The organism is Paenibacillus sp. LT-B23, from assembly GCF_059417685.1.
Genome location: NZ_JBSQBM010000001.1, coordinates 574,864 through 598,906, shown reverse-complemented (window position 1 = coordinate 598,906; position 24,043 = coordinate 574,864). Strand labels below are relative to the sequence as shown.

Below are 24,043 nucleotides of genomic sequence, written 5' to 3'. Positions count from 1 at the left end.
AAAAAATCGCCTACTAAAGGCGATTTTAAAATGCTTGTTTTTATGTCCTTAACTTTGCTACATATTGATCAACGTAAGATTGAATTCTTTTATTTTCATCACTTGGATTTTCGTAAATTTTCATTGTCACACTTATTGGTTTAAAACTTTTCATCTTAAATAACGATTTCTTCATAGTTGAACCTGATCCAAACCAACACGATCATCTGTATCCCAAATTGTTTTAAGCTTTACCATAGCAACATCAATCAATTCTTCTGTAGCTATTGTAGCTAAAATACCATTTTTTGCTATTTCGGCATGCATAGTTGAATCTAAATCTATAATTTCCCTCTTCTGATTTTCACGGTGGCGCAGGTCATTAGCTCGGGACAAGAACTTGCATCGTTAAAACAAAAAAAGCCGCGATTTCAGCGACTTATCTGTATAGAAATCCTGATTAAGATTATCTTTGTCGATCCTGAATCCGAATATCGGGAACCGTGTATGAACCTGAATGGGGACTGGATCAATGCGGGGGGCGACTTCAATGGCAGAATGAACCCCATGGAGATTCGCCCCACTCTACGCGAGAAGATGGCGAAGAACACCCGCCTTACAAGGATGAAGGTCATGGGATGTCGGATATGGCGTTGCATCTAAAAAATTTTGAAATTTTCTTTAATCTCTACCTGCCTGCACTGAACATGATACAAAAAGCGGTTCTGAAAAAATGCCTCCCTTTCCTGTTTCAATTGACACAAGCGAACATTACGAATATTGCAATTACAGAAGATATCGATCCGTTACGGGAAGAAATCCGGGGGTGCTAAAATATATTTTATAATGTCCAAAACACTCATATAACTTTAGTAAAATTACGTCTGCCTTGATTTCAAGGTTCCGGGAAGCGGATAGCAATCGACTGGAATGGAATGAAATAACTGCAAACCAAATGAGTAGGCGCTGTTCCCATAAACAATTCAATAATTGTCATTTAAAATGGTTTCAATTATGATGTATGCTGTGGTATAAGTTTTTTAGCTCATTTCATATAGGAGGATAACAATGATTTATAGAAACGCTACTGTTGATGATATATCTGCTATAGTGGAATTACAAAAAAAATATCACATTACAACCATTAGTGAAAAAGACAAACCCGATGGCTTCGTAACAACCTTATTTACAGAAGAACAATTTAAGGAATTAATTGAAAAAGAAAATGGAATTACAATTGCATGTCATGGCCAGAAGATTGTTGCTTATGTGATGGCTGCCTCATGGAAGTATTGGGCTAAGTGGCCTCTTTTTCAATTTATGATTGACGATTTGAAAGATACAGAATATAAGGGAATTACGCTTTCTACTGAAAACACTTATCAGTATGGGCCAATTTGCATTGATATGGATTACAGGGGTACGGTAGTACTCCGAAAGGTTTTTGATTTTTCCAGAATGCAAATGAGTAAAAAATATCCGATATTGATAACTTTTATAAACCACATCAATCACAGATCATACGCTGCCCATACCAAAAAGCTTGGTCTTGACGTGATTAAAAGCTTTGATTTCAACAATAATACTTACTATGAATTGGGTTGTTACACATCAGAATGATTGGATAAACATATTGTTTGCTTGCCCTGCCCGTTAGACCATTGGCGGTGCACCGTTAGTTCTACTGAATAACACGATAGATTTCCAATTTGTAGTTATAAAGGAAAATTGAGTACAAAGGGATTTGCCATATGCAAAAAAACACCTCTGATGGTTAGAGACCAGATAATTCAGATCTCTACTATCGGAAGAATTATGATTTATGGTTATAGCCTTTTGTCCCCAAAATTCAAGATAGTTTTGCCTATACTCGGTCAATGAGGAAGAGATGCTGTATTGTAAGCTGCAACAAGATACCTTATTTTTAGGCTCAATTGGTAACTATGCTTATCTTACTCAGAATGAACGTCTTTGTCGCGTTCTCCATCTAGCCGTAGAACATTCTGAAGAGATTCTGGTGATATCCGGCATCAGTAAGAATCGAAACTCAAATTCAGATGCTACCCCTTGTATGTAATTGTAATTTTTGAACATCCATAAGCCTATTTTACCATCTCAATACCAAGACTCATGGAAATCGCCCTTCAACTAGCCTACCGGGCCAATTTAAGGGCGATTAATATAATGGATAGCACCGATTGAGATCGAAACGACTAGCGTTGAATCAGCTTAACTTACCGGTTAAAAATTGTGCCTCCCCTAGTCCAAAACTCCAATCATCATCATTATTTTCAACAATAGATACCATTAAATCGGTTGGTGCGATGGCGCATTCAGCTTCTAACCTTTCAGCCAGTAAGGAATAGAGCTTTTGTTTCTTCTCTTTTGGCCGGGCTTTGCTTATTATGGAGAGAATAACTAGACTATCGGTACGGCTAAAGCCTAGCCCAGTATCTTCAATAATCATATGATCCGCCGGGTGTTCGTGAACGATTTGATAACGATCTCGCTCAGGAACGTCAAAAGCTTCCACAACAACTTGGTGGGCAACATCCAAAAGTTTTTTCAGGCTTGCTTTATCTCGTCCTTTAATAAGATCAAAACGAAGTAATGGCATTTTAACTTCCTCCTTTTAATAAAAATTATTTTTCCCTATTTATCATCAACCATTCTAATAAAAGAAAATTTTCGGACAAGAACACTGGCTTGATCAATGGTTTGTTTTACAATTGAAGCGGCAGGTTGGTCGCCTGCTAACCGAAGACCCTGGCCCGCCCAAAGTGACATATACTCGGGGTTGTTCGCTTTTGCAGCCGCCTGACGAATGTCCCGGGTCATCGCGTTTTGAATGGGATAAGCCGGGATTGTCCCTGGGTACTGATGCATGTCAATCATAAATTTTGTTTGAATACCTCTTGAAGCCTTTCCGGAGTATGCACGTGTAATTTCAGTGGAGTCCTCATTTGTCGAGAGGATTTTCTGTTTGTACGTTTCGTGGGCGCCGCTCTCGGGGCAGGCTAGAAACGCAGTGCCCATCTGTACTGCAGCGGCTCCTAATGCAAGGCTTGCTGCAAGTCCCCGCCCATCCATGATTCCCCCCGCTGCGATGACCGGGATCGACACATGGTCAACGATCTGCGGAACAATAGCCATGGCGCCTATCAAAGCATGGGAAGGGTCTTTCATGAAGGTTCCCCTATGCCCTCCTGCTTCGCTCCCCTGAGCTACAATTGCATCTGCACCAGCTGTTTCCAATTGCTTGGCTTCATCAACAGTTGTTGCAGTTCCAATAATGAATATTCCATGCCGTTTCATGGTTTGGATCACGTCTTGAGATGGTATGCCAAAAGTGAAACTAAATACGGGTACACGCTCCTCCAACAGTACCTGTACCTGCTCCTCAAATGATTCTGAAAACTTCAAAATCGAAGGATTTTGAGCAGTGTCAAGTTTGATGCGGTATTTATTGAGATAATCTCTCATCCGGTAGATTGCTTCTTCCGACTCTTCTGATTGCTCAGGCACAAACAAGTTTACTCCGAAAGGCTGGTCCGTTCGTTGCTTGATCTTTTGGATCTCGCTACGGAGTTGCTCCGGTGTTAAGTATCCGCCCCCCAAGTTGCCTAGCCCACCGGCATTTGAAACTGCCGCTACTAATTCGGGCGTCGAAACGCCACCAGCCATCGGCGCTTGAAAAATCGGGTATCGAATTTTAAGAGCACGCGTCAAATCAGTCTCAAACACCTTTAAAAACCTCCTTTTATTGTAAAATCTCAGACTTTTCAATTACATTCGTTAATAGCGTCCAATCTTTTGAACAGGTTATTAAAATCTTTTAATTTAGCCTTATCCTCGACTTTGACTTCTGAACAAAAGAAAGAAATATTGCCGTTGCCTTCATTTAAAGAATTCATTTCTTCCAATACTTTTTTTAATTTTTTACAGTTCCATTATTTCCATCAATTATATTAACATCTGATGAAAATAGTGTTCTAAATGTATTTCTATAGTAAGAAAAGTGAGTACATCCTAAAACAATATCTGCCCAAGGTGCCAGATATACATAACCTATGCTGCCCTTGACCTGTACTGTAGTGACCACATTTATATTTGTATAAGTTGATCGGATACAAACTCTCCGGTTCTTCTTTCATTAACTGATTAATACATGAACAATGCTTGGCATTCGATTTATCCGTAGCTTTGTGCTCCTCTAGATTATTTAATCCTTGAAGAAATAGTGAGCACCTCTTCAACGGATCTTTGTGTTCATGACAATTACCGGCATGGAAATAAAAATCAACCGATTTTCCACTTAAATCAAAATTCTTTACTCTAACCCTTACATTTTCGAGATCGAAGTATCCCAGTGTTCCGTGAATTCGATGCTTATTAAACCAGTTGACGTAATCGTCTAATTCCAATTCCAGATGACGAAGGCTTTGGAAGCTCATCTGGTGGATGAACTCAGTTTTCATGACTTTGTAAGTGGCTTCAGCCACGGTATTGTCATAGGGACAGCCTCTCATGCTCAGAGACCAGCCGATTTCAATTGTCTTCAGAAGCTCGTCCATCCTTTGATTTTTAAATTCACTACCGCGGTCCGTATGAAACCACAGAATGTGACGCAAATCACCCTGTACCGTAGCAAAGGCACGTGAAATCAGAGCAACGTCCTTATGTGGACCTGCACTATGACCAATAATCTCTCGATTAAACAGGTCGATGAGCACGCAAACGTAATGCCACTTGTTTTGGACTTTCACATACGTCAGATCGCTGACGACAAAGCGTTTGACTTCTGTCTGCTCAAACTCACGATTCAGCACATTCGTTGTTGTCGCTTCATTACAAGCCGTTTTATGGGGCTTATACTGGGCTACGGTATAAGTGGAAACTAGGCCTTGCTCTTTCATGATCCGGCCAATGCGGCGTCTGGACACGATGAAGCCTTGTTTCTGGAGCTTAACTTTGATCTTTCGCGTGCCGTAGGCTTTTCGATTCTTGTGGAAAATCTCCACAATCGCTTCCGTGAGTTTAACTTCTTTTAGTTGTTCTTTCGCTTCGTAATAGAATGAACTTCTTGCCATTTGCAGGACGTCACACATTGCTGATATCGAGTATTTATCACGGTTGTTCTGGATGATAGCTACTTTCGTCCCATGATCAGCGCCGCTTGCTTTAAAATATCGTTCTCCATCCGCAAACGCTGAACTTCTTTCCTTAGAGCATTCAATTCATTTTCTTCGGGTGAACGATTGTCCTTCTCCTTGAAGGAGCCTGTGGTCTTGGTTTGCTTGATCCAACGGTCTAAAGCGGAGGCTGTGAGGTCATATTCCTCCGCAATGGCTGCTCTGGGTTTTGTTCTGGTCACAGCCAAAGCCATGGGCGAATATAAGAGTCTTGGAACCAAAGCCCCTTACTTTGACGTTGTTTCGGATGAGAATTTGTTGGCTATCCATTGACTCTTCCTCCTGGTTACGATAAATTCTGTTCAATAAATCATTATATCACTATATCAAGATTAAATTTTTTCTGACGTGCCTAATCATCTGCTTGACTCTTATCTGCGGTTCCACAAGAAGCACGCGTATCATTTGGCTTAAAGGCTAGCCACCGATACACCGGTTCGATTTATAGTTTTACAACCGAAGAACCTAATCTGGATTAAAGAGACTACGCCAGTTGAGTTACCGTCGCCAGTTTGCAGCTCCATTATCCATTTTTGTTGCATCATCAATACAACTTTTACATAAGAGCTTATCTTTGAAGGGAATCAAATTCTCAAGTGAACCAAAAAAATACAGCCTGGTGTATTTTGTGCAATTTGATTAGAGTTAAAAAAGAACTCAATAGTATCACCCGGATTATGTTGTTTATTTGGACGCCCCAAGCTGATAACCCCCAATCATTTCTTGTATATAAATTAGGATAATATTTCCCCTTAGGTGGATATTATTGTTAGTCTCATTATCCCGCTGTGTCAATGCTTACTGTCAAGAGCAAGTCCCCGCTTCCATAATGAACGATAATTTGGAATCTATTGATTAATGAACAAATTATTCGTGATTAACGATTGAATTCATGTTGCAGCACATTTAATATTAATTCCAGTCAACGTTTGTCCATAAATCAACAATTGTTAAATATTTAGGAGGAATCATAATGAAGGCAATAGTGATCAATGGTTACGGGAATCCGAATGTTTTGAAAGAACAGAAGGTAGCCGCTCCAACTTTCAATGAGCCTATTCCCTTTGACAGAAATGGGTCTGATCGAAGCCCATGATTGAAACAAAGCGTACGAATGGGAAATTGGTTATACAAATGAGAAGTTGAATCTGGGGAACTCTCGTTTGAGATGTTTGTGGGGTTATCCCAGCATAAGACTGGCATAACAAATTTTCTTCCTTTCATCTACAAACAATTCCCCGTACGGTTGATACTATCCCGCCCGTTAGTTCAATTAAAAGGCAGCCGATATTACAGCAGCCTATTCTTATGATACCATCGTATTGCGTTAGTTATCTTAATCTCTAGGTGACCTTTAGGGCAAAATAATAAAACGCATCGCCACGAGATTGGTTCTCTACATCATCATCCATCCACCATACCCCGTATGAATAAAAATATGTCCCTTTTTCTGTAGGAACTTGAAAACTATTTTCTTTCAATAAAACTTCTGTAAGTCTTCCTTCATAGAATTGCTCGACATGAAATTTATTCGGTTGGGGCTCATAATTCATAAGGAATTTTACAGCATCACCAGGCTTTACTGGAATCGGTTCTTTTCCTTTTAAAAGTTCAACTGGACCAGCTGAATCCACACATGATGTTGTCCAGCAATATGTGCCGAGTTTTGTTTTGTACATTCGTTTATCAATCTGAATTTGAACCTTTGGTGGTTTGTCTCCCTCAAGGTCCTTGTTTTTTGGCTGAACACCCATGCAACCAACTATACCTATAAGAGTTAGTGCCATAACGAATAACAAGACTGTATTCTTCATATAAACCCTCCTATCCTTATTCGACACTAATTATTCAACGATAGAAGAAGTGAATTTGTTACAAATCAAATTCATAAAATTAGTAAAATACTGTTTAATATGTTTTTTTCGGAATTAAGATTACTTGTTGAACTAAACTGCCTGTTAGCTCTTAACAGAGTACCGATAGTCTACAATGTAGTGTAGTGCTTAAGATCAAAAATAACAGCAGCTAGCATACCGATTAAAGCTATTTGATTTCCAATTTCTTAAAAAACGTAAACGTTCTAAATTATGTATACATAAGAACATGTAGAATTTCCCTGTAATTGCTGAAATTAACAATACATACCGCTACTAATTATGTGGCAGCATGTATTGTTGTAAAACTAACGTTCCTAGTTAGTTGAACAGGCTGTCGAGCGGCAGCCTCCAAATTCTTAATAACCATAAAGTCATGAAATGCATTTTCTATGCAAATAGAGTCAACTTTGTAAAGTGAAATATTTATCAAAAGGTAGGAGCAGGTAATTCATCAATTTTTATACGAAGTAAACTATAAGGTTTTTGTCGCAGGTCTTTTCCATAATGAAATCTTGCCTGCCGATGTAATTGGTTCACAATAACATATAAGTATTGATCTGGACCAATAGAAAAAGTATCCGGCCATAAAATTCTCGGATCATGTGCGATGGTTTCCATTATTCCATTCGGAAATATCTTTCGAATACTATCGTTTTCATAGTCACCAGCGTAAACGTTTCCTTTTGCATCGGTTATCAATCCATCAGACGCACCTTTTTCTCCCCAATACTGCACATGATAACGTAAATTGAAATCCGGTATCGTTCTGTCTCTTAGGGCTTCTGTTGAGATCGAGTATAGATGACGACTGGTTAATGGACAAAAAAATATAATTTTTCCATCAGGGGAAATCGCTATACCATCAGAGGCCAATCGAAAGGGAGATGTCGAACCATCTGTGTTTCGATTCATCAAAATTTTACCTTCCACTTTCGGTAAAAAATACGGATCGGGTGAAGTTGAATTTGCTCCATTTAACCGTCTAAACGCATTTCCATTTTCTAAATTTACGACTATAATAGCGCCTGGACCTTTGGAAGAAGAATCCGTTATATATGCGTAACCTGATTTACCAACTCGAAAATCAAATCGGACATCATTCAGATACGTTGTCGGCAAGATTGCATCTTCTGCAAACGTATATACTTTTCTTATTGTATTTGTTTTTAAATCTACAGCGACTAATTTTGCCCCTCCTTTAATAGGCTCAGAAAAATTTGGTGCAGCTGTATCCAGTACCCACAGGGTTCCCCTTCCATCAGCAATTACACTTTGGACACTGATGAAAGACATAGTGATATTCAAAGGGTTTACCAAATTCGTTTCTAAATTAGGATAAGGCTGCAACCGACCCTCAATAATTTCCGCTACCGTAAATCTAACGTCATCTCCCCATTTCGGAAAGCAAATGAAGATACGCCCGGTTTCTGATACACTAACGCCTGTAGGCATAGCCCCATAAAATGAATAAACGAGTTCTAACTTACCGAAATATTCTTCCATAGATAACATAGGTTTTATGATATCCTCCCCAACATATTTGAACGGATATTACCTATAATATGTTTAAAACTTTTTCTAATGCCTGGCTCTTAATGATTCTTTTCTAACCGAAACATAGAAGCACGCGGGGGAGAGTAACCCTTTGCTGGTTGTTGCGCCAGTCCTCAATTTTAATTGCCGTAGAAAGGTGAATGTTATGGGTGTCCTGATCGAGCGAGCTTGCGGTTTGGATGTTCACAAGAAGTCCATTACCGCATGTGTCGTAACTCCCGAAGGAAAGAGATTAAGACGTTTCATACCTACACGGTTTTCCTGCTTGATTTGATCGACTGGATCAAGCAACATCGCTTCACTCATGTGGCCATGGAAAGTACCGGCATGTTCTGATCCGGAAAAGCTGGCCGAAGTCGGGACCGACATTGGTGCGCGTTTCCCCTCCGACACTCATCTCTGTTTGTGGATAGGTCTAGTTCCAAGGCAGAACGAAAGTGCCGGTAAACGAAAATCCTCCAAGACTCTCGCAAAGGCAACAAATACCTCCGTTCGGCACTCATTGAAGTTGCCCATTCCGTATGCAGATCCGACAATTACTCTGGCGCTCAGTACCGACGCTGAAAAGGCAGAAACCGAGCGGCCGTGGCGGTCGCCCACTCCATCATGACTATTGTTTACCATCTCCTCACGCGCAGCGAGGATTACAAAGATTTAGGCGGTAATTATTTCGAAAAACGACAGCAAGAAGCAATTGTTAAACAAGAAGTTCGAAAGCTTTAGAATCTTGTTCAGGTAACTCTCACCGCTTCGTCAATCACGTGCAGCGGTACAAGGAACCATTCCTGCGGCCATAAGGGTGGCCGAAGAGGTGATGGATGGTGAGGTCGAGCTGAGCCGGTGCAAAGATGCGATGGAATATCCCCTCCATCTTCATCCGGTTGATGCCGACCAGTTTGTAGCTGGTGAGACATCAACATCCGTCAGCAGGTAGGTGGCATCATACGACGCATTGGCGATGCGAGTTTCCACTTTGCTGCCTGTAATGCTAATCTTGTGAATGAGTGTGCGGTGCTCCGATACGTAGATGAGCTAATTTTTGTCGATATAATTTCTAAAGTGAAACAGGCTGACTTCAGGAAGAGATCAAAGTCCGGCAAATTGTATAAATTGGGCTCCACTGCTTAATAATATCCGATTTGATTAAGTTTTTTGAAAATGTCCGAGACATCTCAAAAAACAAAAGGCTTCGGCGCAAGCCGAAGCCTTTTGACGGTGACTCTCCGTGTCTTTGGCAAATAGTTCCTCCGAGCGTCAACGCAGGTCATTTGCCCATGCGGAGAGTATCGGCGTAAATTCGGAAAAAACATCATCCGACACGTATTCTCGACATAGACAGACGACCATACCTCGACATTAGTGAGCCTGACTCCACTTGTATCCGAAAAAGAAGGAGAATATTTGCCAAGCCTATCTGAGCCAAGACCGTTTTATTGTTGGTCCGGCAGACGTAATGCGTTTGCTGAAGTTTGCGCTTGATCTAAAAATTCCTCTGCTTGGGTCAATTGCTGCCGGGCCGTCTCCAAAGCTTGTGAATTTGTTGCCGAATTAGATCTACTTATCGAGCTTATCGCCTGATTTAAAGCCGTTTGCGCCTCAGAAACCGCGTTAGATGCATGCTGCTCCAGCGTATTGCCGCTCGAGTTAAGTGTACCTTCTGCCGGTTTTCTTGCATCTTCGGTGGCTAGATCAATTTTGTTTCCATTGGGCAAGGTGTGTCCTCCTCCATTGAGCAAAGATCATTAATTTAAACAGAAATAAGTATGCGGTTGAGATTTTGTTTATATTCCTGCGACTGCATGGGAATATCTAGACCCCACAATTCCAGCATTAGTATAAGATCCGATGCGTCGGGAAATCTAACTTTTATGAAAAAAGGAGGTGAGAATTTGTCAATGAATACTCCAACTTTAGCGCCGCACGAATCGATGGAACTGCATGAAGCGTTAAACTTTAAAACGCTTTGCCTCGCTAAGTCAAAACTTATGCAGGGCTTGGTCTTTGACCAAGAGTTAAAAGCGTTAATGCAGAAAGACGTAATTCAATCTACACAACAGATCGCCGAGCTGCAAGCAATCTATGCAAGAGCTCCTTTCCAAGCGCCTGTTCCGAATAGCCCGACACCTATAACACATTAAAGGGGAACGCAAATGAATGCCGATTATTTAGACCCAATTAATTCATTAAATATGCCGGAAATGGCAGATATGACTTTTGCAATGGACTTCCTTCTTCGTGCCAAGGAGGGTGTGCGAAATTTGTCCATCACCCTGACGGAAACCGCTTCTCCAGATGTAAGAGCGCTGCTGCGCAATCATCTTAAGCAAGGGATTGTAATGCACCAAGAAATCATGGAGCTCATGATTCGCAAAAAATGGTTTCATCCTTACGAGCTTAACGAACAGTACCAACTCGACCAGCTTTCGGCGAAAAATACGGTGATGATCGGGCAGATGAATTTGTTCCCGGATGATACGTCGCGTAAAGGGATGTTTGATCGGACCCCAGATGAACATATTGGAGGACATAAAGCATGAAGGCAGTAACGTACCAAGGGATTAAAAATGTCGTGGTCAATGAGGTGCCTGATCCGAAGATTAAGAAACCGGACGATATGATCGTAAAGATCACCAGTACCGCCATTTGCGGTTCTGACCTTCACCTTATTCACGGGATGATCCCTAACCTTCAAGAGAACTATGTCATCGGGCATGAACCGATGGGGATCGTAGAAGAAGTAGGCCCTGGTGTGACAAAGGTAAAGAAAGGCGACCGTGTGATCATCCCGTTCAACATCGCATGCGGAGAATGCTTTTTTTGCAAAAATCAGCTGGAAAGCCAATGTGACAAGTCAAACGAACACGGGGATATGGGCGCATATTTTGGCTACTCCGGAACGACCGGCGGATACCCTGGCGGGCAAGCCGAGTATTTACGAGTTCCGTTTGCAAATTTTACCCACTTCAAGATTCCTGAAAACTGCGAACAACCGGACGAAAAGCTAAGCTTGATTGCCGATGCCATGACGACTGCATTCTGGAGCGTAGATAACGCCGGAGTAAAGAATGGAGATACGGTCATCGTGCTCGGCTGCGGTCCGGTAGGACTTCTGGCCCAGAAATTCTGCTGGCTGAAAGGAGCAAAGCGGGTAATAGCCGTCGACTATGTCGATTACCGTTTACAGCATGCGAAGCGAACGAACAATGTGGAAATCGTAAACTTCGAACAGGATAAGAATATAGGCAACAATCTCAAGGAAATGACCAAAGGCGGCGCCGATGTTGTGATTGATGCGGTAGGAATGGACGGCAAGATGAGCGATCTCGAATTTCTAGCCAGTGGTTTGAAACTGCAAGGCGGCACCATGAGTGCATTTATCATTGCGTCTCAGGCTGTCCGCAAAGGCGGGACCATCCAAGTCACTGGGGTATACGGCGGACGCTATAACGGATTCCCGCTCGGCGACATCATGCAGCGAAACGTGAATATTCGTTCCGGACAAGCTCCGGTCATTCACTATATGCCGTATATGTATGAGTTGGTTACTTCGGGCAAAGTGGACCCTGGGGACATTGTTACGCACGTCATTCCGCTCAGCGAGGCCAAGCGCGGCTATGAAGTGTTCGATACGAAAACGGACAATTGCATCAAAGTCGTCTTAAAGCCTTGAATATGGATAGATACATGGGAGGACAATCCGAATGAATTCCAATTACGCTTTGCATGAGATGCTGGAGGTTCATGAAATGGCTGCGTTCAAGACCGTTTGCAAGACCAAATCCAAAACCATGCAAGCTCTCGTAACCGACCCGGAGCTCATGCAAATTTTGCAGCAAGACGTGCAATTATCACAGCAGCAGCTTCAGGAGCTCGGTGGAGTGCTGTCTAAAATGACCCTATAGGAGATAAAAACATGAACACAATATTAGAACACATGACAGGGCTTCATACACTGACCGACGACGTGATCGCAATGGATTTTTTGATGAACGCCAAGAGCGGAGTCAGAAACTACGCCATGGCTGTGACCGAATGTGCCACCCCCGAAATCAAGAAAATTTTGATGAAACAGCTCGACGAAGCCATAGACTCCCATGAAAAGATAACAATCTACATGATGCAGCGGGGCCTATACCATCCTTACCATATTGCAGAGCAAATTCAGCTCGATCTGAAAAACATTCAGACCGCTATGAACATTCCGTCCTGACACCGTATTTCGTCCCGGCAAAACGCGCAAAACCACAATGGTTCAGGCGCGTTTTTGTTTGATTAGACTTCAGAGAATAAAATGTTCCCAGTGTCAAGAATCCAACAATACAATAAGGGCGGATACGCTCCGCACTTATTGCGGCTGGCGTCACAAACTCACTTGAACAAGCGTTCCTTCGTTTGTTTTGCTTCTGATGGTCATCGCGACGCACTCTATGGATCCCCGCTCTCACGGTTACCCTTTTCTCTATAAGTATTCTTATGCCAATCTTTTCAGATAACGTCTGATTTCTGATTTTAGTAAATACTCAATCCCCGCACATTCTGTAGAATTAATTGAACTATTAGCAGTTTTTCTACTATTTGAGCAATACTGACCAATTAGGGTCTTTTTATCGTTTATCCACCACTTCCCTTACAAGGGTAAGCTCCTCTGGAATCTGGTCTAGCTTCGTAATCCGGAATTCATAAGGCTGTTTTGCCCTACGATCTCCCATACTGATATATCCCTCTCTCCAATGATCAGTCAGAGTTTTTTCAAACGATGATCCTCTCACCGCACTTACGTCATACTGCTTATCTGCTGAATCATATGCTCTCCACTCCTCATGACTTATTTTATTTTTCATTTTCCTGTAGAATGAGATGACAGTCTCATATGTGCCGTTGCTGGTTTGCGATTTCTCAAGTGAAGCCCTAACCAACTCCAGTCTATCATTCATTATTTTAAAAGTTTTGGGCTCAGTCAGCTCAGATGGTCTAAAGGAAATCTTGCTTCCGTCCATTTCTGCAACCGAGTATGCATACAGGACAAAGCAATATGATTTATCCTCAGGCAGGTACTTGAAGGTATAACTCCAATGCATTTTTCCGTTTCCAATAACTCTATGGCCAGATGTCATTAAGCTATCCCTGTATCCCGTTTTTCTTGGATTCACCGAGTGAATCTCTTCCCCATCTGTAGTCTCGAAATGAAAACTCAACATCTGCTTTTTCCATAAATCACCGGGGGATCTTGCCATTGCCGCATCATCAAGTTCGGTCTCCAGTTCGAAATACTCCTTGCACCATTCAAGTTAGTCTTTTTAATGTAACCTTCATTCCGTGCGACGTTGTATAACTACCTGCCAGCTCCTCTATTTTGTTCTGCTTGTTTGCCTTTTTCATATCAATGTCAAAGCTAAAATCCCCATTTCCTTTTATTAAGGTTTCGTTCCTTCGTTCAAGCGATCCAATACTCCCTTCTATCGTAATCTTGTTTGTTTTCAGCGGTTCACTAAAGAAATCAACCATATAATAAAAATCACTCGTGTACCCCATATCGTAACATGCTGCCTACTACGTTTCCTTTATCATTTTTGATTGTAATCTTATTCGCATCACCAATGGCCAGCTTCTGGCGATCATGCTTTCCATTTTCATCAGAAGTGCAATTGTCACTCGATTCTTCCCCAGTAAGGTGCATAAAAAAACGGTATCGAGGGAAAATAAGTAAAAATCGATTACCGAGGTTACTATAATGCAATTTAAATGGCTTAAGAAGAAATTGAAAAACTGGGAGATCATCCTTCCAAACTCCGACACACCTGTAACAACTCAGCAGAGTGCGGAACCGCGTACAGCCGATCTTGATCTAAGATTAGACTGGCTCAAACAGCATCTCTCGAATTCTTCAGATCTTGCCAGTCATACCTTTGTCGCCGGAGCGGGGTTGAAATGCGCCCTTCTATATATCAAAGGAATGATCGATCTAAAAGCCATCGAACAGCACGTACTGAATACGGTGGGAGAGTTCGACCCATCCTGGACAGCTGAGGATATCAGCATGCATATCTTTGTGTATAAGCGGCTCCCAATCGCTCATCAAAGTGTTCACTTCAGTATGCAGGAAGCCTACCTAAGCCTGTTGGAGGGAGGAGCATTACTGCTTATGGACGGGGAGTCCCGCATGCTTGCGCTCTCCGTGACTGCCTTTGAAGAGAGATCTATTCAGGAAGCTCCGAACGAAGCAGTAATTCGAGGGCCTCGTGAAGCTTTTATAGAAAGTATGGATACCAATCTAACCATGATCCGAAGAAGGCTCAAAACGCCATCGTTCAAGATGGACCTCATGCATATTGGCACGGAGACTCAGACCTCCGTAGCCATCGTATATTTACATGGGAAGTGCAAGCAGGATTTAATCGACGAAGTGAAAAAGAGGCTATCTGCAATCGAGATTGACTCAGTTCTCGGCTCCAGCTACCTGGAGGAATTTATAGAGGATTATCCTTTCTCGCCCTTTCCCCAATTGCAGACTACTGAGCGGCCAGATGTGGTCAGTGCCGCGCTGCTGGAAGGAAGAGTAGCCATCATTGTGGACGGTACGCCTATTGCTCTTATTGCACCAGTCACCATCTTCATGTTGCTGCAATCAGCAGAAGATTATTACCAGCGGTTTATTGCAGCGAACTGGATTAGGGTTATTCGGCTGCTCTTTCTGTTCATTTCGCTGTTAATGCCGTCTGTATACGTAGCTATAACGACATTTCACCCGGATATAATTCCAGAAAGGCTGTTAATTACGGTAGCTTCTTCAAGGGAAATTGTACCCTTTCCCGCACTGATCGAAGCCTTTCTAATGGAGCTGTCTTTTGAAGCTCTGCGAGAAGCAACCGTTCGGATTCCTAAATCAATCGGTCAGTCTGTATCCATTATTGGAGCCTTGATCATCGGCAATGCTGCTGTTGAAGCGGGTATTGCTTCAGCTGCAATGGTGATTATTGTGGCATTAACCGGTATCGCTTCTTTTATCATTCCCCATTTTGACTTGGGGCTTGCCTTCCGACTACTCCGGTTTCCCATCATGATTCTGGCTGGCACATTTGGATTGATTGGCATCGCCTGCGGGATGATTCTAATCTATCTTCATTTGCTCGAACTTCGCTCTTTTGACCTGCCCTATTTATCCCCGATAGCACCACTTCATACGAATGATCTTAAGGATACTATTTTAAGAGCCCCATGGTGGGGGATGAAGAATAGGCCTTCTTTCTTCGATGGGAAGGGTCAAAGTAAGCGTTTGAAGACCCGAAGTTGGGGGCATGCAAGAGAAGAGGAGGAGTGAAAATAGATATGTATATGCTAAAGCTCCTAAAGCTTTTTTTGGCATGTATCCATGTATGTATGTTATGCGGTTGTTGGTCCAAGATTGAAGTAAATGACAGAGCATTCGCAAGGGTTATGTTGCTTGATAGAACCAACGAGGGTATAGAGATGACATTGGGATTCCCGTTGCCGAACCGACTGTCAAGCACTTCTAAAGGCGGGGGCGGAGGGTCTTCGTCTAAGCCGTTTACTTTTGTAACAAAAACAGGGAGAGATGTTGGAGAAGCTTTTCGGAAGATACAAGCCGATTTGTCCCGCAGAGTTACGTTTGGTCAACTGAGACATATTGTAATGGGCAAGGAATTTGCCCACTCGGGGATAAAGCCTGTAGTCGATTTCGCTGCACGTGAATTCGCGATCCATATTAATGCTTACCTGTTCATTAGCGAGGATAAAGCGAAGAGTATAACGTCCATTCCTGTTACGTTCGAAAAATTCCCGACAGACATTCTCACGCAATTTGCTAAGGAGCGTCAGACAATAATGGTCACAGTGAAGGATATGCTGATGTCTGCCTTTAATCGCGGTGATCTTGTTATTCCCATGCTTGTTTTTGGTAGAAAAGGCGTTGAATCTGAAGAAAATAAGGAGAATTGGATGGGTACGGATGGGGCGGGAGTTATCAGGAACGGTAAAATGATAGGCAAATTAACTGACGAGGAGACGCAAGGCGCTCTATGGGTTCTCAAGCAGTTAAACTATTCTGCGTATAATGTTAATTCTCCTACGGATAACAAGCCGGTCAACTTTCTAATCCGGAATGCTAGGACTCACTTAAAGGCACAAGTTCATGGTGACGACATTTCAATTCAAATTGAATGTAAAGCAATGGCGGGCATTCTGGAAACAGAATCAGCTATAGATGTCACTGAACCGACTGAGCTTCGAAAGCTTGAACTGCTGCTAAATGAGAAAATCAAAGACCGCATCCGCCGAGCTGTGGCCGTATCTAAGACATTGAAATCAGATGTTTTTCAGTTCGCAGATTATATTAAATGGAGATATCCGGGGAGATGGAAGGACCTTAGGCCCGAGTGGGGAGAACGTTACGCTCACCAGGTGAGAGTAGATCCTAGGGTTAATATTTCTGTTAAATGGTTCGGTACGTCGCAGAGACCTCAGTGGAACAGAATCCTGCCGGATACGGAGGAAGACAAATGATTATGATCGCCATTGTTTATGGTGCAGTAGGTATTTTAGAATGGAGATACCTACGGAAAAATAAACGTTCTATGCGTAGTGTCATGATTCTGGCGTGTTTATGGCTAGTCATATTCACCGGGATGGAAGTTACTTATGCCTTAAAGGATCGGTGGTCCCTTGGGCTGGTTATCTCGTTTATTTTTGAGCCCATACAGAGGTTCTTATTCATCGGAGATTGAAGGAGGCCCCATGGGAAAAATAACATCGCTTCAGGTGTACATGTTCTTTGCTCAATTCCTTTTCTCAAGTACGATCGGGTTCTTCATCAGCCCCTTGGTTAAAAATGCCGGATATATGTCTTGGGTGTCGGTATTACTCGGAAGTCTAATCGGGCTTCTCATAGCTTATCTAACTTATAGGTTATGTCTTCGCAGACCTACACATTTTCTTGGACAGTACGGAAAGGACATCTTGGGCAGATGGATCCATTATCCGCTGTTTCTGATCGTCATCTTTGTCAATCTGTTCTCAGCCGCATTTATCATGCGCCAGTTTATTGACTTTGTCGTACAAATATACTTACCTGGGACACCGGACTGGCCTGTAGCAATTTTATTCGGATTTTGTGTAGCCCGAGGGGTTCGTTCAGGCCCAGTTGCGTTATTTCAAAGCGCTCAAGGCGTGTTCTTCTTAAGTATAATCTCAGTTCTGGCATTCCCCCTATTCGCCTCGAAAGAGATGAATATAGACATGGCCGTTGCATTGGTTACAGCTGGGCAACCAGCTGGAATATGGAATGGTACAATGATCGTCGTGGCCCTGTTCAGCGAAATGGCTTTTATCGTGTACCTATTTCCGTATTTTATTAGTACTGACAAGTTAATGAAATCACTAATGGGGGCTACGGCTACAGCTGTTGTGGTTATACTTGCTGTCCTGCTAGGATGCTTATTGTTATTTGGTTCAGAACTAACAGCAAATCTAACCTATCCGACATTAGAATTGATTCGTTATATTCATGCGGGGGTTTTCCTGGAAAATTTGGATCCGCTGCTGATTATCTTTTGGCTGTTTAGTATATTTCTGAAGATATCTCTCTTCCTGCTTATATCCGTAAAGGGATTTGCTCACTTAGTTGGAATGAATGATCATAAACCGTTTTCTTACATTATGTCTGTTGCCATGGTGGTCATGTCGATTAATATGTTCAAATCTACGGCCCACTTGGAGGATGTCACGAATCGGAGTGAGACGGCATTTCTTCTTTTTACAGGAGTGACTCCAGTCTTATATTATCTGGTGGACCGGATTCGTTTCGGTAAGCTGAAGAAGAACACTAATCAACCAGAGACCGAAAGTTAAAGAATACCTGTTAAGAAGTACTTCGATATTGTAATGATAAAAAGCCTGAAAATTGGTCATACCCCTGTCAAGTAGAATTTTCTTGAAAAAATGAAGGTATAGCTACAGGGTCTGCCCAGTATGCACCACCGTGTAGATAAAAAATATAATGCTCATCATGTTTTCTGTTTCCCTTTTAAAACATAGGTGTTTTTATATCTTATGGATTGTGTAATAGCCAATTTCTTCATTAATTTTTCCGAAGGTTTATTTTGAAAATTCCATTCCTTTTGGGATATCATTCAGGGCTTTAAAAAATTGATTGTAAAAGGTTATTTTCAAAATCTTCTCAACAAGGTAACTGAAACACTTTTGATGTCTTACAATTTTGGATTGGTACAATACGTTGCAATCCCCACACTGGCCAAAGCTATTATTTGAAATATTATCACGGATTTCTCCTAATTTTATAAATCTGTTATATCCAAAAATATTGAAAACCCAAATGCAATGATTATTCGAAGATAATTTTATGGCGTACGATCTTTTAGTTGTACGCCATTTTTTTCATTAATACGTTCTTTATAGTTTTGTACGAAATGCCTACTGCCCATGTCTGATGATTGTTTCCATCCGGTAAATTCTTTCCCCGCCGCATTTACATATTTGGTGAATAGACTACCGTCTCCTCTACAGATGTGTGAAGATCAGTATTCTTTCATCCAGCCGCTGCGTTAAGAGAATGAAGAAGACGAACCAGGTTATAAAAATGGACATACTGAGCTATTCATTTACCGTTTTCATAAATTTATATCGCCCATTCGTTTTTCAATGCTGGGATTACATTTCCGCCTTGAGCTGGCCCACCGGCCTCGTTCCCCGAAGGGACAGAAGGAAGCAGAGGCCAAGCACGACTGCGGCAGAAACGTATGGATAATTGATGTTCACGTCAAACAGCGCCCCGGCTACGATCGGGCCTGCGATATTTCCAAGGCTGGTATATGCTGAGTTCAGGCCTGCCACGAAGCCCTGCTGGTCCTGGGCCAGCTTCGACATATTCGTGCTGACGGCTGGGCGCAAAATATCCATGCTTAGAAATACGATGAAAGTCACGACGAAAATGAGCCAATACGTGTGGACGAACAACGTCAACAAAATGAACAACGCAACAAAGAACAGGCATACCGAGATAACCTTCTTCTCACCAAAGCGGTTCAACAGCCAGCCGATCAAGGAAACCTGCACAACCGCGCCCGCAATGGAGCCAAACGTAATGATAAATGCAATATCCCGGGTTGTAAAACCAAATTTGTGATCGACGAACAACGAGAACACTGTTTCATAATTAGCCAGTCCGAAGGCCATGACAAAAACGATGATCAGGCTGAAGAAATACGGCTCACGGTAGGAGCGGAGCAATTGGGTAACCAGCCCCGGGCCTTTCGCCCTCGCCACGCCCGCTGCAGCGATAACGTCCTGCTGTCCGGTTAGGCGAGTAGACTCCGGCAATATGATTAGCGTGATGATAGCTGCAAGCAATCCGGCAATACCCGCCGCATAGAATGGTACCCGGATGCCGTATTCGGCGATATATCCGCCGATTCCCGGTCCGATAATGAATCCGGTCGTAATGGCGGCATTAATAAGTCCCATGCCCCTGCCGCGCTCCTCTTCGGACGTAATGTCGGCCGTATACGCCATCACCGCTGGGAAGATCATCGCCGCGCCGATGCCCCCAAGCATTCGAGCCGCAAACAGCAGGACAGGTGCATTTACGGCGCCGAACATAAATTCAGATACGGCGAAAAATAGCATACCGATGACAATTATTTTTTTCCGTCCCCATGCATCGGACCATCGGCCCGCGATCGGCGAGAACAGGAACTGGGTGAACGAGAACGCCGCCACCAGCAGGCCTACCGTCGTGCCTGTAATGTGCAACAAATCCATGTAGGCCGGCATAATAGGTACTACCAAGCCGATGCCTGTAAATACTAGAAAAATATTAAACATCAACAGCAGCAATGCGCCCCTGTTACGTATTAGCAATGCCATGATTACTTCCTCCATGTTTCTTCAAAATACATCTTGTTTACCGGCAACCATCCCTGCAGGCTTGAGCTTACTTTACCCCTCGAGAGATGCCGTGCAGGAACACGTCAGCCGACTGGCGATAGAGTGTAAGCGCCTCCTCCGGCTCCAGCTCGCGTGATAGCTGGCTCAGACCGATAATAGTGCTCTCCAGTATAATGGCGAGCCGATCCGAGTGATCCGCCTTGAATTCCCCGTTTTCGATTCCTTGCTGTACCAGTTGCCGGTTAAATTGGATGTGATGCTTCAGAATCTGATCGATCCGTTCCTCAATATCGTTTTCCTTCTTCTCCCCTGTAAAAAACTCATCCGCCGCTTTCGTTAGTGGGTGATTCATATCGTCCAACACAAGCTGTTCCATCAGCCCGTATATTTTTTCGGTGCAGGTTTGGTACAAATGCTCATTGGATGCCCAGCTCTCTTCCCATTCCCGATTCCATTCATCAATCAGATAGAGGAAGAGCCCCTCTTTGCTTTTGAAATGATAATAGATGTTGCCCTTGCTGCTACCCGTCGCCGCCACAATGTCCTCGATCGAAGTTGCCTTGTATCCCTTCTGGGCAAACAGCGCTTTGGAAGCCTCGGCAAGCCTGCGTTTGGTTTGCTCGGTTTGAAGCTGCTTTTTGTTCATTCCATCCACTTCGCTTTCATGAATACTGAACGTTCATTCTGTATTTTATCATTAGATGCCTGCAGAAGTAAACTAAAAAGTAGATCTGGAGCTGTGCTCCATTCGGATCAAGGCTTCCAGTATACGTCTCAAGCGTACAACACACGACTTGAAGAATTCAGCTTCAAGGGCAGTCACTCTCGCAAAGCTGCCTGGATAACGCCTGCATTGAATTTTCTTTTCGCATCTCAAAACTGAGAAGTCGTACCTCCACCAGTGTAAGTCAGAAGCAGAAATTCAACAAGCGGTGGAGGAGTATATCTATTTTTACAACTACCAGCGATTACAAGCCAAGCTCAGCCAACGCGCCTGTTGAATACCAGCACGCGTTGGCCGCTTAGCCTTTTTTACTTGTCTACTTGACAGGGCAACCACACCCATGGCGACTTTTTATGAGTGCATGTTTGTCCGTTGAAGCAAAACCGGGTACATTCCTTTATATGAAGGAAAACTGGAACCTATTATGGATGCAATCCCTACTCTTCTAGGTAGTAGCACTGGAGAGGAGGCGACACTAAATGGGTAACATTGGAATCGCTCTGGGCGGTGGGAAAGCCTTCTCTGCCCTGCTTGGTTTATCCTGTGTATAATCGGGTTTACTGTTATCAGTATCAACCATGCTAGCTGCGGATGCAGCATCAGGCTGACATTACTTTAAGCATCCAACGTATACAAGGGTAGGTTTTCCGGCAAAGCCGCCGGGCGCATGCATGTGCTCTGCATCGGATAGAACGTCTGCTCATCGGAGGAATCATGGAACGCCCACATCGCCTCCAGCACATGGTAGGCCAGTTCACCGCTGGCGCGGTGAGGCCGTCCGCTGCGGACAGCGTAGGCCATATCGGCAACACCGATGCCCCGAGTGTTCTCCTGGTAGCCCGGCAGCAGCGGGACCTCTGTCCACTTCTGCTCACCCAGCAGCCTGTAGCGAACCGGCCCTCCGAACGTGTTCGGGTCAGGCACCTGCAGCGTGCCATGAGTACCATATACCTCGATCGGTGGCAGAGTGCTTCCACCAAAGATGTCAAAGCTGGTAATCAACGTGCCGACAGCCCCCTGCTCGAAGCGCAGCAATCCGGCTACATGGGTCGGAATGTCAACCGGGATGGTCTGGCCTCTCTTTTTCTCGCTCGTAATAGTTCGCTGGTCCATCGCCTTGCTTGTCATGCCGGAGATGGTGGCAATCGGACCCAGCAATTGCACCAGAGCCGTCAAATAATAGGGCCCCATATCAAACATTGGGCCGCCGCCGATCGCATAATAAAATTCAGGATCGGGATGCCAATGTTCATGTCCACGGCTCATCATGAAGGCCGTAGCTGCTACCGGACTGCCAATGACCCCGTCCTCAATCAGCTTCAATGACGTCTGTATGCCGGAGCCGAAGAAGGTCTCCGGTGCGCAGCCGACAAGCAGTCCCTTTTGATGAGCAAGCTCCAAGACAGCCTGGCCCTGCTCACGGGTGACCGCAAGTGGCTTCTCCACATAGACATGCTTGCCTGCCTCAAGGGCTCTGAGACATACGTCGGCGTGAACGGCGGGAATGGTCAAATTAATGATAAGTTCGATCTCTGGGTCAGCCAGAATCTCATCTACCGAATATACGTTTGGAACGTTGTATGCTACAGCCTGCTCCTCTGCCCGGCCTTGGTCCAGATCCGCTACTGCGGACAGCTCCAGAATGTCGAAGCGATGGCAATTTTCCATATAAATTCCGCTGATTTTACCACATCCGATAATGCCTATTTTCATTTTGTTCATGCCTGGACTCCCTTCACCTTCAGAATAAATGGATTATGGCATTTCCTTCTGCATCCGTTACCATCCTGTCGCCTAAATGGGGCTTGTGAACAAGCACCACTTCATTGAATTTCATTCAGATTGCTCAATTCAAGAAATTAACAAATCACCAATATATTAATCTAAAGAGAACCTGCAATTCGATGTCAATCAGGACATCGTTGCACGAGTATATACGACTTAACGAGCTTCTGCGTCCGTCTTGCCGTTGCCTTTCTGCACTCAGTCTCTTTCCAACCACGAGGTTACAGGTCATCAAAATCTCTGCCGCTTCATCCTGTCCACGCTACTGCTGCTGGCTATCTGCCATGCCCGTATAAGCCTCTCCCAGGGAGCTACACCGGGCGGCGGCCGCCTGTTTGCCTCCCGCAGCCCACAGGAATCCGCTGCGCATCATCTCGGTCACTTGAGGCATATCTATGATATCCGCGTGATGTCCCAGCGAATTGTAGAAGACGCGGCCGTCCCCCCAGCGCTTCGTCCATACAATGGGCATATCCACCGGTCCATTGGCTGAATGCGGTCCCGGTATGACCGGGAAGCGTGTGGTTGCCAGCACTTCAACTGCCGGGTCAACGTGGAGGTAGTACTGCTCGCTTTTGATCTGAAAATCCTCAATATGCTCCAGCAGCGGGCTGGAGCCGCGCTTCATGTTCACCATATACTCCACCCCGTCATTGCCGGGATGTGCAACCCATTGCCCGCCTGTCATGAACTGCCAGTCCACATTGTTCCGGAAGGCATCACACATGCCGCCATGGCAGCCTGCCAGGCCTACGCCGCTCTGAACTGCTGCTGAGACATTATTGACCAGTTCCTGCTCAATCTGTCCCATAGTCCACAGCGGAACGATCAGGTCCAGGCCAAGCAGTTTCTCCGCATCCTGATAGGCTTCAAGGGTATTAGACACCTCCACCTCGAACCGCTCTTCCTTCAGAATGCGTTCAAAAATGGCCGCCACCTGCTCCGGCTCATGTCCGTTCCATCCGCCCCATACAATCAGTGCTTTGCTCATCTGTAATCCACTCACCTTTCGG

At 43.9% G+C, this 24,043-nt stretch carries 26 protein-coding genes and 2 pseudogenes; 13 read left to right on the top strand and 15 right to left on the bottom strand.

The genetic code is table 11. The features are described from left to right. Positions 1-171: 171 nt before the first annotated feature. A complete protein-coding gene (locus ACWXW9_RS02650; protein WP_494928143.1) occupies positions 172-375 on the bottom strand; it encodes a hypothetical protein in 204 nt (67 codons plus the stop codon). Between the two features lie 107 nt (positions 376-482). Between ACWXW9_RS02650 and ACWXW9_RS02645 the strand changes: the two genes are divergently transcribed. Further along, entirely contained in the window at positions 483-812 is a 330-nt protein-coding gene (locus ACWXW9_RS02645; RefSeq protein ID WP_494928142.1) for a hypothetical protein, read from the top strand. Between the two features lie 235 nt (positions 813-1,047). Then, positions 1,048-1,599 (top strand): GNAT family acetyltransferase, encoded by a 552-nt coding sequence (locus ACWXW9_RS02640; RefSeq protein WP_494928141.1) that lies wholly within the window; start codon positions 1,048-1,050, stop codon positions 1,597-1,599. Between the two features lie 604 nt (positions 1,600-2,203). Here ACWXW9_RS02640 and ACWXW9_RS02635 read toward each other — a convergent pair. The 4 genes and pseudogenes from ACWXW9_RS02635 to ACWXW9_RS02620 all read right to left on the bottom strand — a co-directional run. Beyond that, the gene (locus tag ACWXW9_RS02635) at positions 2,204-2,596 is read right to left on the bottom strand and encodes a tautomerase family protein (protein ID WP_494928140.1); all 393 of its coding nucleotides are present in this window, start codon (positions 2,594-2,596) and stop codon (positions 2,204-2,206) included. Between the two features lie 35 nt (positions 2,597-2,631). Next, positions 2,632-3,723 carry an NAD(P)H-dependent flavin oxidoreductase gene (locus ACWXW9_RS02630; RefSeq protein ID WP_494928139.1) on the bottom strand — a complete coding sequence of 364 codons (1,092 nt, stop codon included), beginning with the start codon at positions 3,721-3,723 and terminating at the stop codon, positions 2,632-2,634. 617 nt (positions 3,724-4,340) lie between these two features. Continuing rightward, positions 4,341-5,341: pseudogene (locus ACWXW9_RS02625) on the bottom strand (IS3 family transposase); the annotation flags it as partial. 1 nt (position 5,342) lies between these two features. After that, a pseudogene (locus tag ACWXW9_RS02620) lies at positions 5,343-5,441 on the bottom strand (alpha/beta fold hydrolase); the annotation flags it as partial. A 703-nt stretch (positions 5,442-6,144) separates the two neighbouring features. Here ACWXW9_RS02620 and ACWXW9_RS02615 point away from each other — a divergent pair. Then, positions 6,145-6,267: a hypothetical protein gene (locus tag ACWXW9_RS02615; RefSeq protein ID WP_494928138.1), complete on the top strand. Its 123-nt coding sequence runs from the start codon at positions 6,145-6,147 to the stop codon at positions 6,265-6,267. Positions 6,268-6,514: 247 nt separating this feature from the next. On the opposite strand, the gene ACWXW9_RS02610 is transcribed toward ACWXW9_RS02615, so the two are convergent. From ACWXW9_RS02610 to ACWXW9_RS02600, 3 genes are all read right to left on the bottom strand, one after another. Continuing rightward, positions 6,515-6,985 (bottom strand): hypothetical protein, encoded by a 471-nt coding sequence (locus ACWXW9_RS02610; protein ID WP_494928137.1) that lies wholly within the window; start codon positions 6,983-6,985, stop codon positions 6,515-6,517. A gap of 489 nt (positions 6,986-7,474) precedes the next feature. Then, entirely contained in the window at positions 7,475-8,569 is a 1,095-nt protein-coding gene (locus ACWXW9_RS02605) for an L-dopachrome tautomerase-related protein (protein ID WP_494928166.1), read from the bottom strand. 216 nt (positions 8,570-8,785) lie between these two features. Further along, complete coding sequence (locus tag ACWXW9_RS02600) at positions 8,786-8,971, bottom strand: hypothetical protein (RefSeq protein WP_494928167.1); 186 nt, start codon at positions 8,969-8,971, stop codon at positions 8,786-8,788. On the opposite strand from ACWXW9_RS02600, the gene ACWXW9_RS02595 reads away from it, so the two are divergent. Further along, complete coding sequence (locus tag ACWXW9_RS02595) at positions 8,907-9,212, top strand: transposase (RefSeq protein WP_494928136.1); 306 nt, start codon at positions 8,907-8,909, stop codon at positions 9,210-9,212. The genes ACWXW9_RS02600 and ACWXW9_RS02595 overlap by 65 nt on opposite strands. Positions 9,213-10,032: 820 nt before the next feature. Here the strand turns inward: ACWXW9_RS02595 and ACWXW9_RS02590 are convergent. Beyond that, on the bottom strand, positions 10,033-10,314 hold the full coding sequence (locus ACWXW9_RS02590) for a hypothetical protein (RefSeq protein ID WP_494928135.1): 282 nt from the start codon (positions 10,312-10,314) through the stop codon (positions 10,033-10,035). A 183-nt stretch (positions 10,315-10,497) separates the two neighbouring features. On the opposite strand from ACWXW9_RS02590, the gene ACWXW9_RS02585 reads away from it, so the two are divergent. From ACWXW9_RS02585 to ACWXW9_RS02565, 5 genes are read left to right on the top strand one after another with little or no spacing between them, the layout of a single operon-like run. Beyond that, a complete protein-coding gene (locus tag ACWXW9_RS02585) occupies positions 10,498-10,740 on the top strand; it encodes a spore gernimation protein GerQ (RefSeq protein WP_171644152.1) in 243 nt (80 codons plus the stop codon). Between the two features lie 12 nt (positions 10,741-10,752). Further along, positions 10,753-11,139 (top strand): spore coat protein, encoded by a 387-nt coding sequence (locus ACWXW9_RS02580; protein WP_494928134.1) that lies wholly within the window; start codon positions 10,753-10,755, stop codon positions 11,137-11,139. Further along, a complete protein-coding gene (locus tag ACWXW9_RS02575; protein WP_494928133.1) occupies positions 11,136-12,272 on the top strand; it encodes a zinc-dependent alcohol dehydrogenase in 1,137 nt (378 codons plus the stop codon). The genes ACWXW9_RS02580 and ACWXW9_RS02575 overlap by 4 nt, the downstream gene beginning before the upstream one ends. A gap of 31 nt (positions 12,273-12,303) precedes the next feature. Further along, positions 12,304-12,504, top strand: a complete 201-nt coding sequence (locus ACWXW9_RS02570; protein WP_494928132.1) for a hypothetical protein — start codon at positions 12,304-12,306, stop codon at positions 12,502-12,504. Positions 12,505-12,515: 11 nt separating this feature from the next. Then, positions 12,516-12,812, top strand: coding sequence for a spore coat protein (locus ACWXW9_RS02565; protein WP_494928131.1), 297 nt, complete (start codon positions 12,516-12,518; stop codon positions 12,810-12,812). 394 nt (positions 12,813-13,206) lie between these two features. On the opposite strand, the gene ACWXW9_RS02560 is transcribed toward ACWXW9_RS02565, so the two are convergent. Then, on the bottom strand, positions 13,207-13,836 hold the full coding sequence (locus tag ACWXW9_RS02560) for a hypothetical protein (RefSeq protein ID WP_494928130.1): 630 nt from the start codon (positions 13,834-13,836) through the stop codon (positions 13,207-13,209). A 49-nt stretch (positions 13,837-13,885) separates the two neighbouring features. Further along, positions 13,886-14,134, bottom strand: coding sequence for a hypothetical protein (locus ACWXW9_RS02555; RefSeq protein ID WP_494928129.1), 249 nt, complete (start codon positions 14,132-14,134; stop codon positions 13,886-13,888). A 199-nt stretch (positions 14,135-14,333) separates the two neighbouring features. On the opposite strand from ACWXW9_RS02555, the gene ACWXW9_RS02550 reads away from it, so the two are divergent. The 3 genes from ACWXW9_RS02550 (at position 14,334) to ACWXW9_RS02540 (ending at position 18,466) form a co-directional block, all read left to right on the top strand. Further along, positions 14,334-15,920 carry a spore germination protein gene (locus tag ACWXW9_RS02550; protein WP_494928128.1) on the top strand — a complete coding sequence of 529 codons (1,587 nt, stop codon included), beginning with the start codon at positions 14,334-14,336 and terminating at the stop codon, positions 15,918-15,920. 8 nt (positions 15,921-15,928) lie between these two features. Next, positions 15,929-17,122, top strand: coding sequence for a Ger(x)C family spore germination protein (locus ACWXW9_RS02545; protein ID WP_494928127.1), 1,194 nt, complete (start codon positions 15,929-15,931; stop codon positions 17,120-17,122). A 231-nt stretch (positions 17,123-17,353) separates the two neighbouring features. Next, on the top strand, positions 17,354-18,466 hold the full coding sequence (locus tag ACWXW9_RS02540) for a GerAB/ArcD/ProY family transporter (RefSeq protein WP_494928126.1): 1,113 nt from the start codon (positions 17,354-17,356) through the stop codon (positions 18,464-18,466). An 819-nt stretch (positions 18,467-19,285) separates the two neighbouring features. Here ACWXW9_RS02540 and ACWXW9_RS02535 read toward each other — a convergent pair. After that, the gene (locus tag ACWXW9_RS02535; protein WP_494928125.1) at positions 19,286-20,500 is read right to left on the bottom strand and encodes an MFS transporter; all 1,215 of its coding nucleotides are present in this window, start codon (positions 20,498-20,500) and stop codon (positions 19,286-19,288) included. Between the two features lie 67 nt (positions 20,501-20,567). Beyond that, positions 20,568-21,167 (bottom strand): TetR/AcrR family transcriptional regulator, encoded by a 600-nt coding sequence (locus ACWXW9_RS02530; RefSeq protein ID WP_494928124.1) that lies wholly within the window; start codon positions 21,165-21,167, stop codon positions 20,568-20,570. 211 nt (positions 21,168-21,378) lie between these two features. On the opposite strand from ACWXW9_RS02530, the gene ACWXW9_RS02525 reads away from it, so the two are divergent. Continuing rightward, positions 21,379-21,522, top strand: coding sequence for an IS3 family transposase (locus tag ACWXW9_RS02525; protein WP_494928165.1), 144 nt, complete (start codon positions 21,379-21,381; stop codon positions 21,520-21,522). A 338-nt stretch (positions 21,523-21,860) separates the two neighbouring features. On the opposite strand, the gene ACWXW9_RS02520 is transcribed toward ACWXW9_RS02525, so the two are convergent. After that, positions 21,861-22,967, bottom strand: a complete 1,107-nt coding sequence (locus ACWXW9_RS02520) for a Gfo/Idh/MocA family protein (RefSeq protein WP_494928123.1) — start codon at positions 22,965-22,967, stop codon at positions 21,861-21,863. A gap of 325 nt (positions 22,968-23,292) precedes the next feature. After that, positions 23,293-24,021: a ThuA domain-containing protein gene (locus ACWXW9_RS02515; RefSeq protein ID WP_494928122.1), complete on the bottom strand. Its 729-nt coding sequence runs from the start codon at positions 24,019-24,021 to the stop codon at positions 23,293-23,295. Between the last annotated feature and the right edge of the window lie 22 nt (positions 24,022-24,043).

Coding starts and splice junctions, on each gene's coding strand:
- ACWXW9_RS02640 (WP_494928141.1), top strand. CDS start 1,048: ATGATTTATAGAAACGCTACTGTTGATGATATATCTGCTATAGTGGAA.
- ACWXW9_RS02635 (WP_494928140.1), bottom strand. CDS start 2,596: ATGCCATTACTTCGTTTTGATCTTATTAAAGGACGAGATAAAGCAAGC.
- ACWXW9_RS02615 (WP_494928138.1), top strand. CDS start 6,145: ATGAAGGCAATAGTGATCAATGGTTACGGGAATCCGAATGTTTTGAAA.
- ACWXW9_RS02610 (WP_494928137.1), bottom strand. CDS start 6,985: ATGAAGAATACAGTCTTGTTATTCGTTATGGCACTAACTCTTATAGGT.
- ACWXW9_RS02595 (WP_494928136.1), top strand. CDS start 8,907: ATGTGGCCATGGAAAGTACCGGCATGTTCTGATCCGGAAAAGCTGGCC.
- ACWXW9_RS02600 (WP_494928167.1), bottom strand. CDS start 8,971: ATGTCGGTCCCGACTTCGGCCAGCTTTTCCGGATCAGAACATGCCGGT.
- ACWXW9_RS02585 (WP_171644152.1), top strand. CDS start 10,498: ATGAATACTCCAACTTTAGCGCCGCACGAATCGATGGAACTGCATGAA.
- ACWXW9_RS02580 (WP_494928134.1), top strand. CDS start 10,753: ATGAATGCCGATTATTTAGACCCAATTAATTCATTAAATATGCCGGAA.
- ACWXW9_RS02575 (WP_494928133.1), top strand. CDS start 11,136: ATGAAGGCAGTAACGTACCAAGGGATTAAAAATGTCGTGGTCAATGAG.
- ACWXW9_RS02570 (WP_494928132.1), top strand. CDS start 12,304: ATGAATTCCAATTACGCTTTGCATGAGATGCTGGAGGTTCATGAAATG.
- ACWXW9_RS02565 (WP_494928131.1), top strand. CDS start 12,516: ATGAACACAATATTAGAACACATGACAGGGCTTCATACACTGACCGAC.
- ACWXW9_RS02560 (WP_494928130.1), bottom strand. CDS start 13,836: ATGGCAAGATCCCCCGGTGATTTATGGAAAAAGCAGATGTTGAGTTTT.
- ACWXW9_RS02555 (WP_494928129.1), bottom strand. CDS start 14,134: ATGGGGTACACGAGTGATTTTTATTATATGGTTGATTTCTTTAGTGAA.
- ACWXW9_RS02550 (WP_494928128.1), top strand. CDS start 14,334: ATGCAATTTAAATGGCTTAAGAAGAAATTGAAAAACTGGGAGATCATC.
- ACWXW9_RS02545 (WP_494928127.1), top strand. CDS start 15,929: ATGTATATGCTAAAGCTCCTAAAGCTTTTTTTGGCATGTATCCATGTA.
- ACWXW9_RS02540 (WP_494928126.1), top strand. CDS start 17,354: ATGGGAAAAATAACATCGCTTCAGGTGTACATGTTCTTTGCTCAATTC.
- ACWXW9_RS02535 (WP_494928125.1), bottom strand. CDS start 20,500: ATGGCATTGCTAATACGTAACAGGGGCGCATTGCTGCTGTTGATGTTT.
- ACWXW9_RS02530 (WP_494928124.1), bottom strand. CDS start 21,167: ATGAACAAAAAGCAGCTTCAAACCGAGCAAACCAAACGCAGGCTTGCC.
- ACWXW9_RS02520 (WP_494928123.1), bottom strand. CDS start 22,967: ATGAACAAAATGAAAATAGGCATTATCGGATGTGGTAAAATCAGCGGA.
- ACWXW9_RS02515 (WP_494928122.1), bottom strand. CDS start 24,021: ATGAGCAAAGCACTGATTGTATGGGGCGGATGGAACGGACATGAGCCG.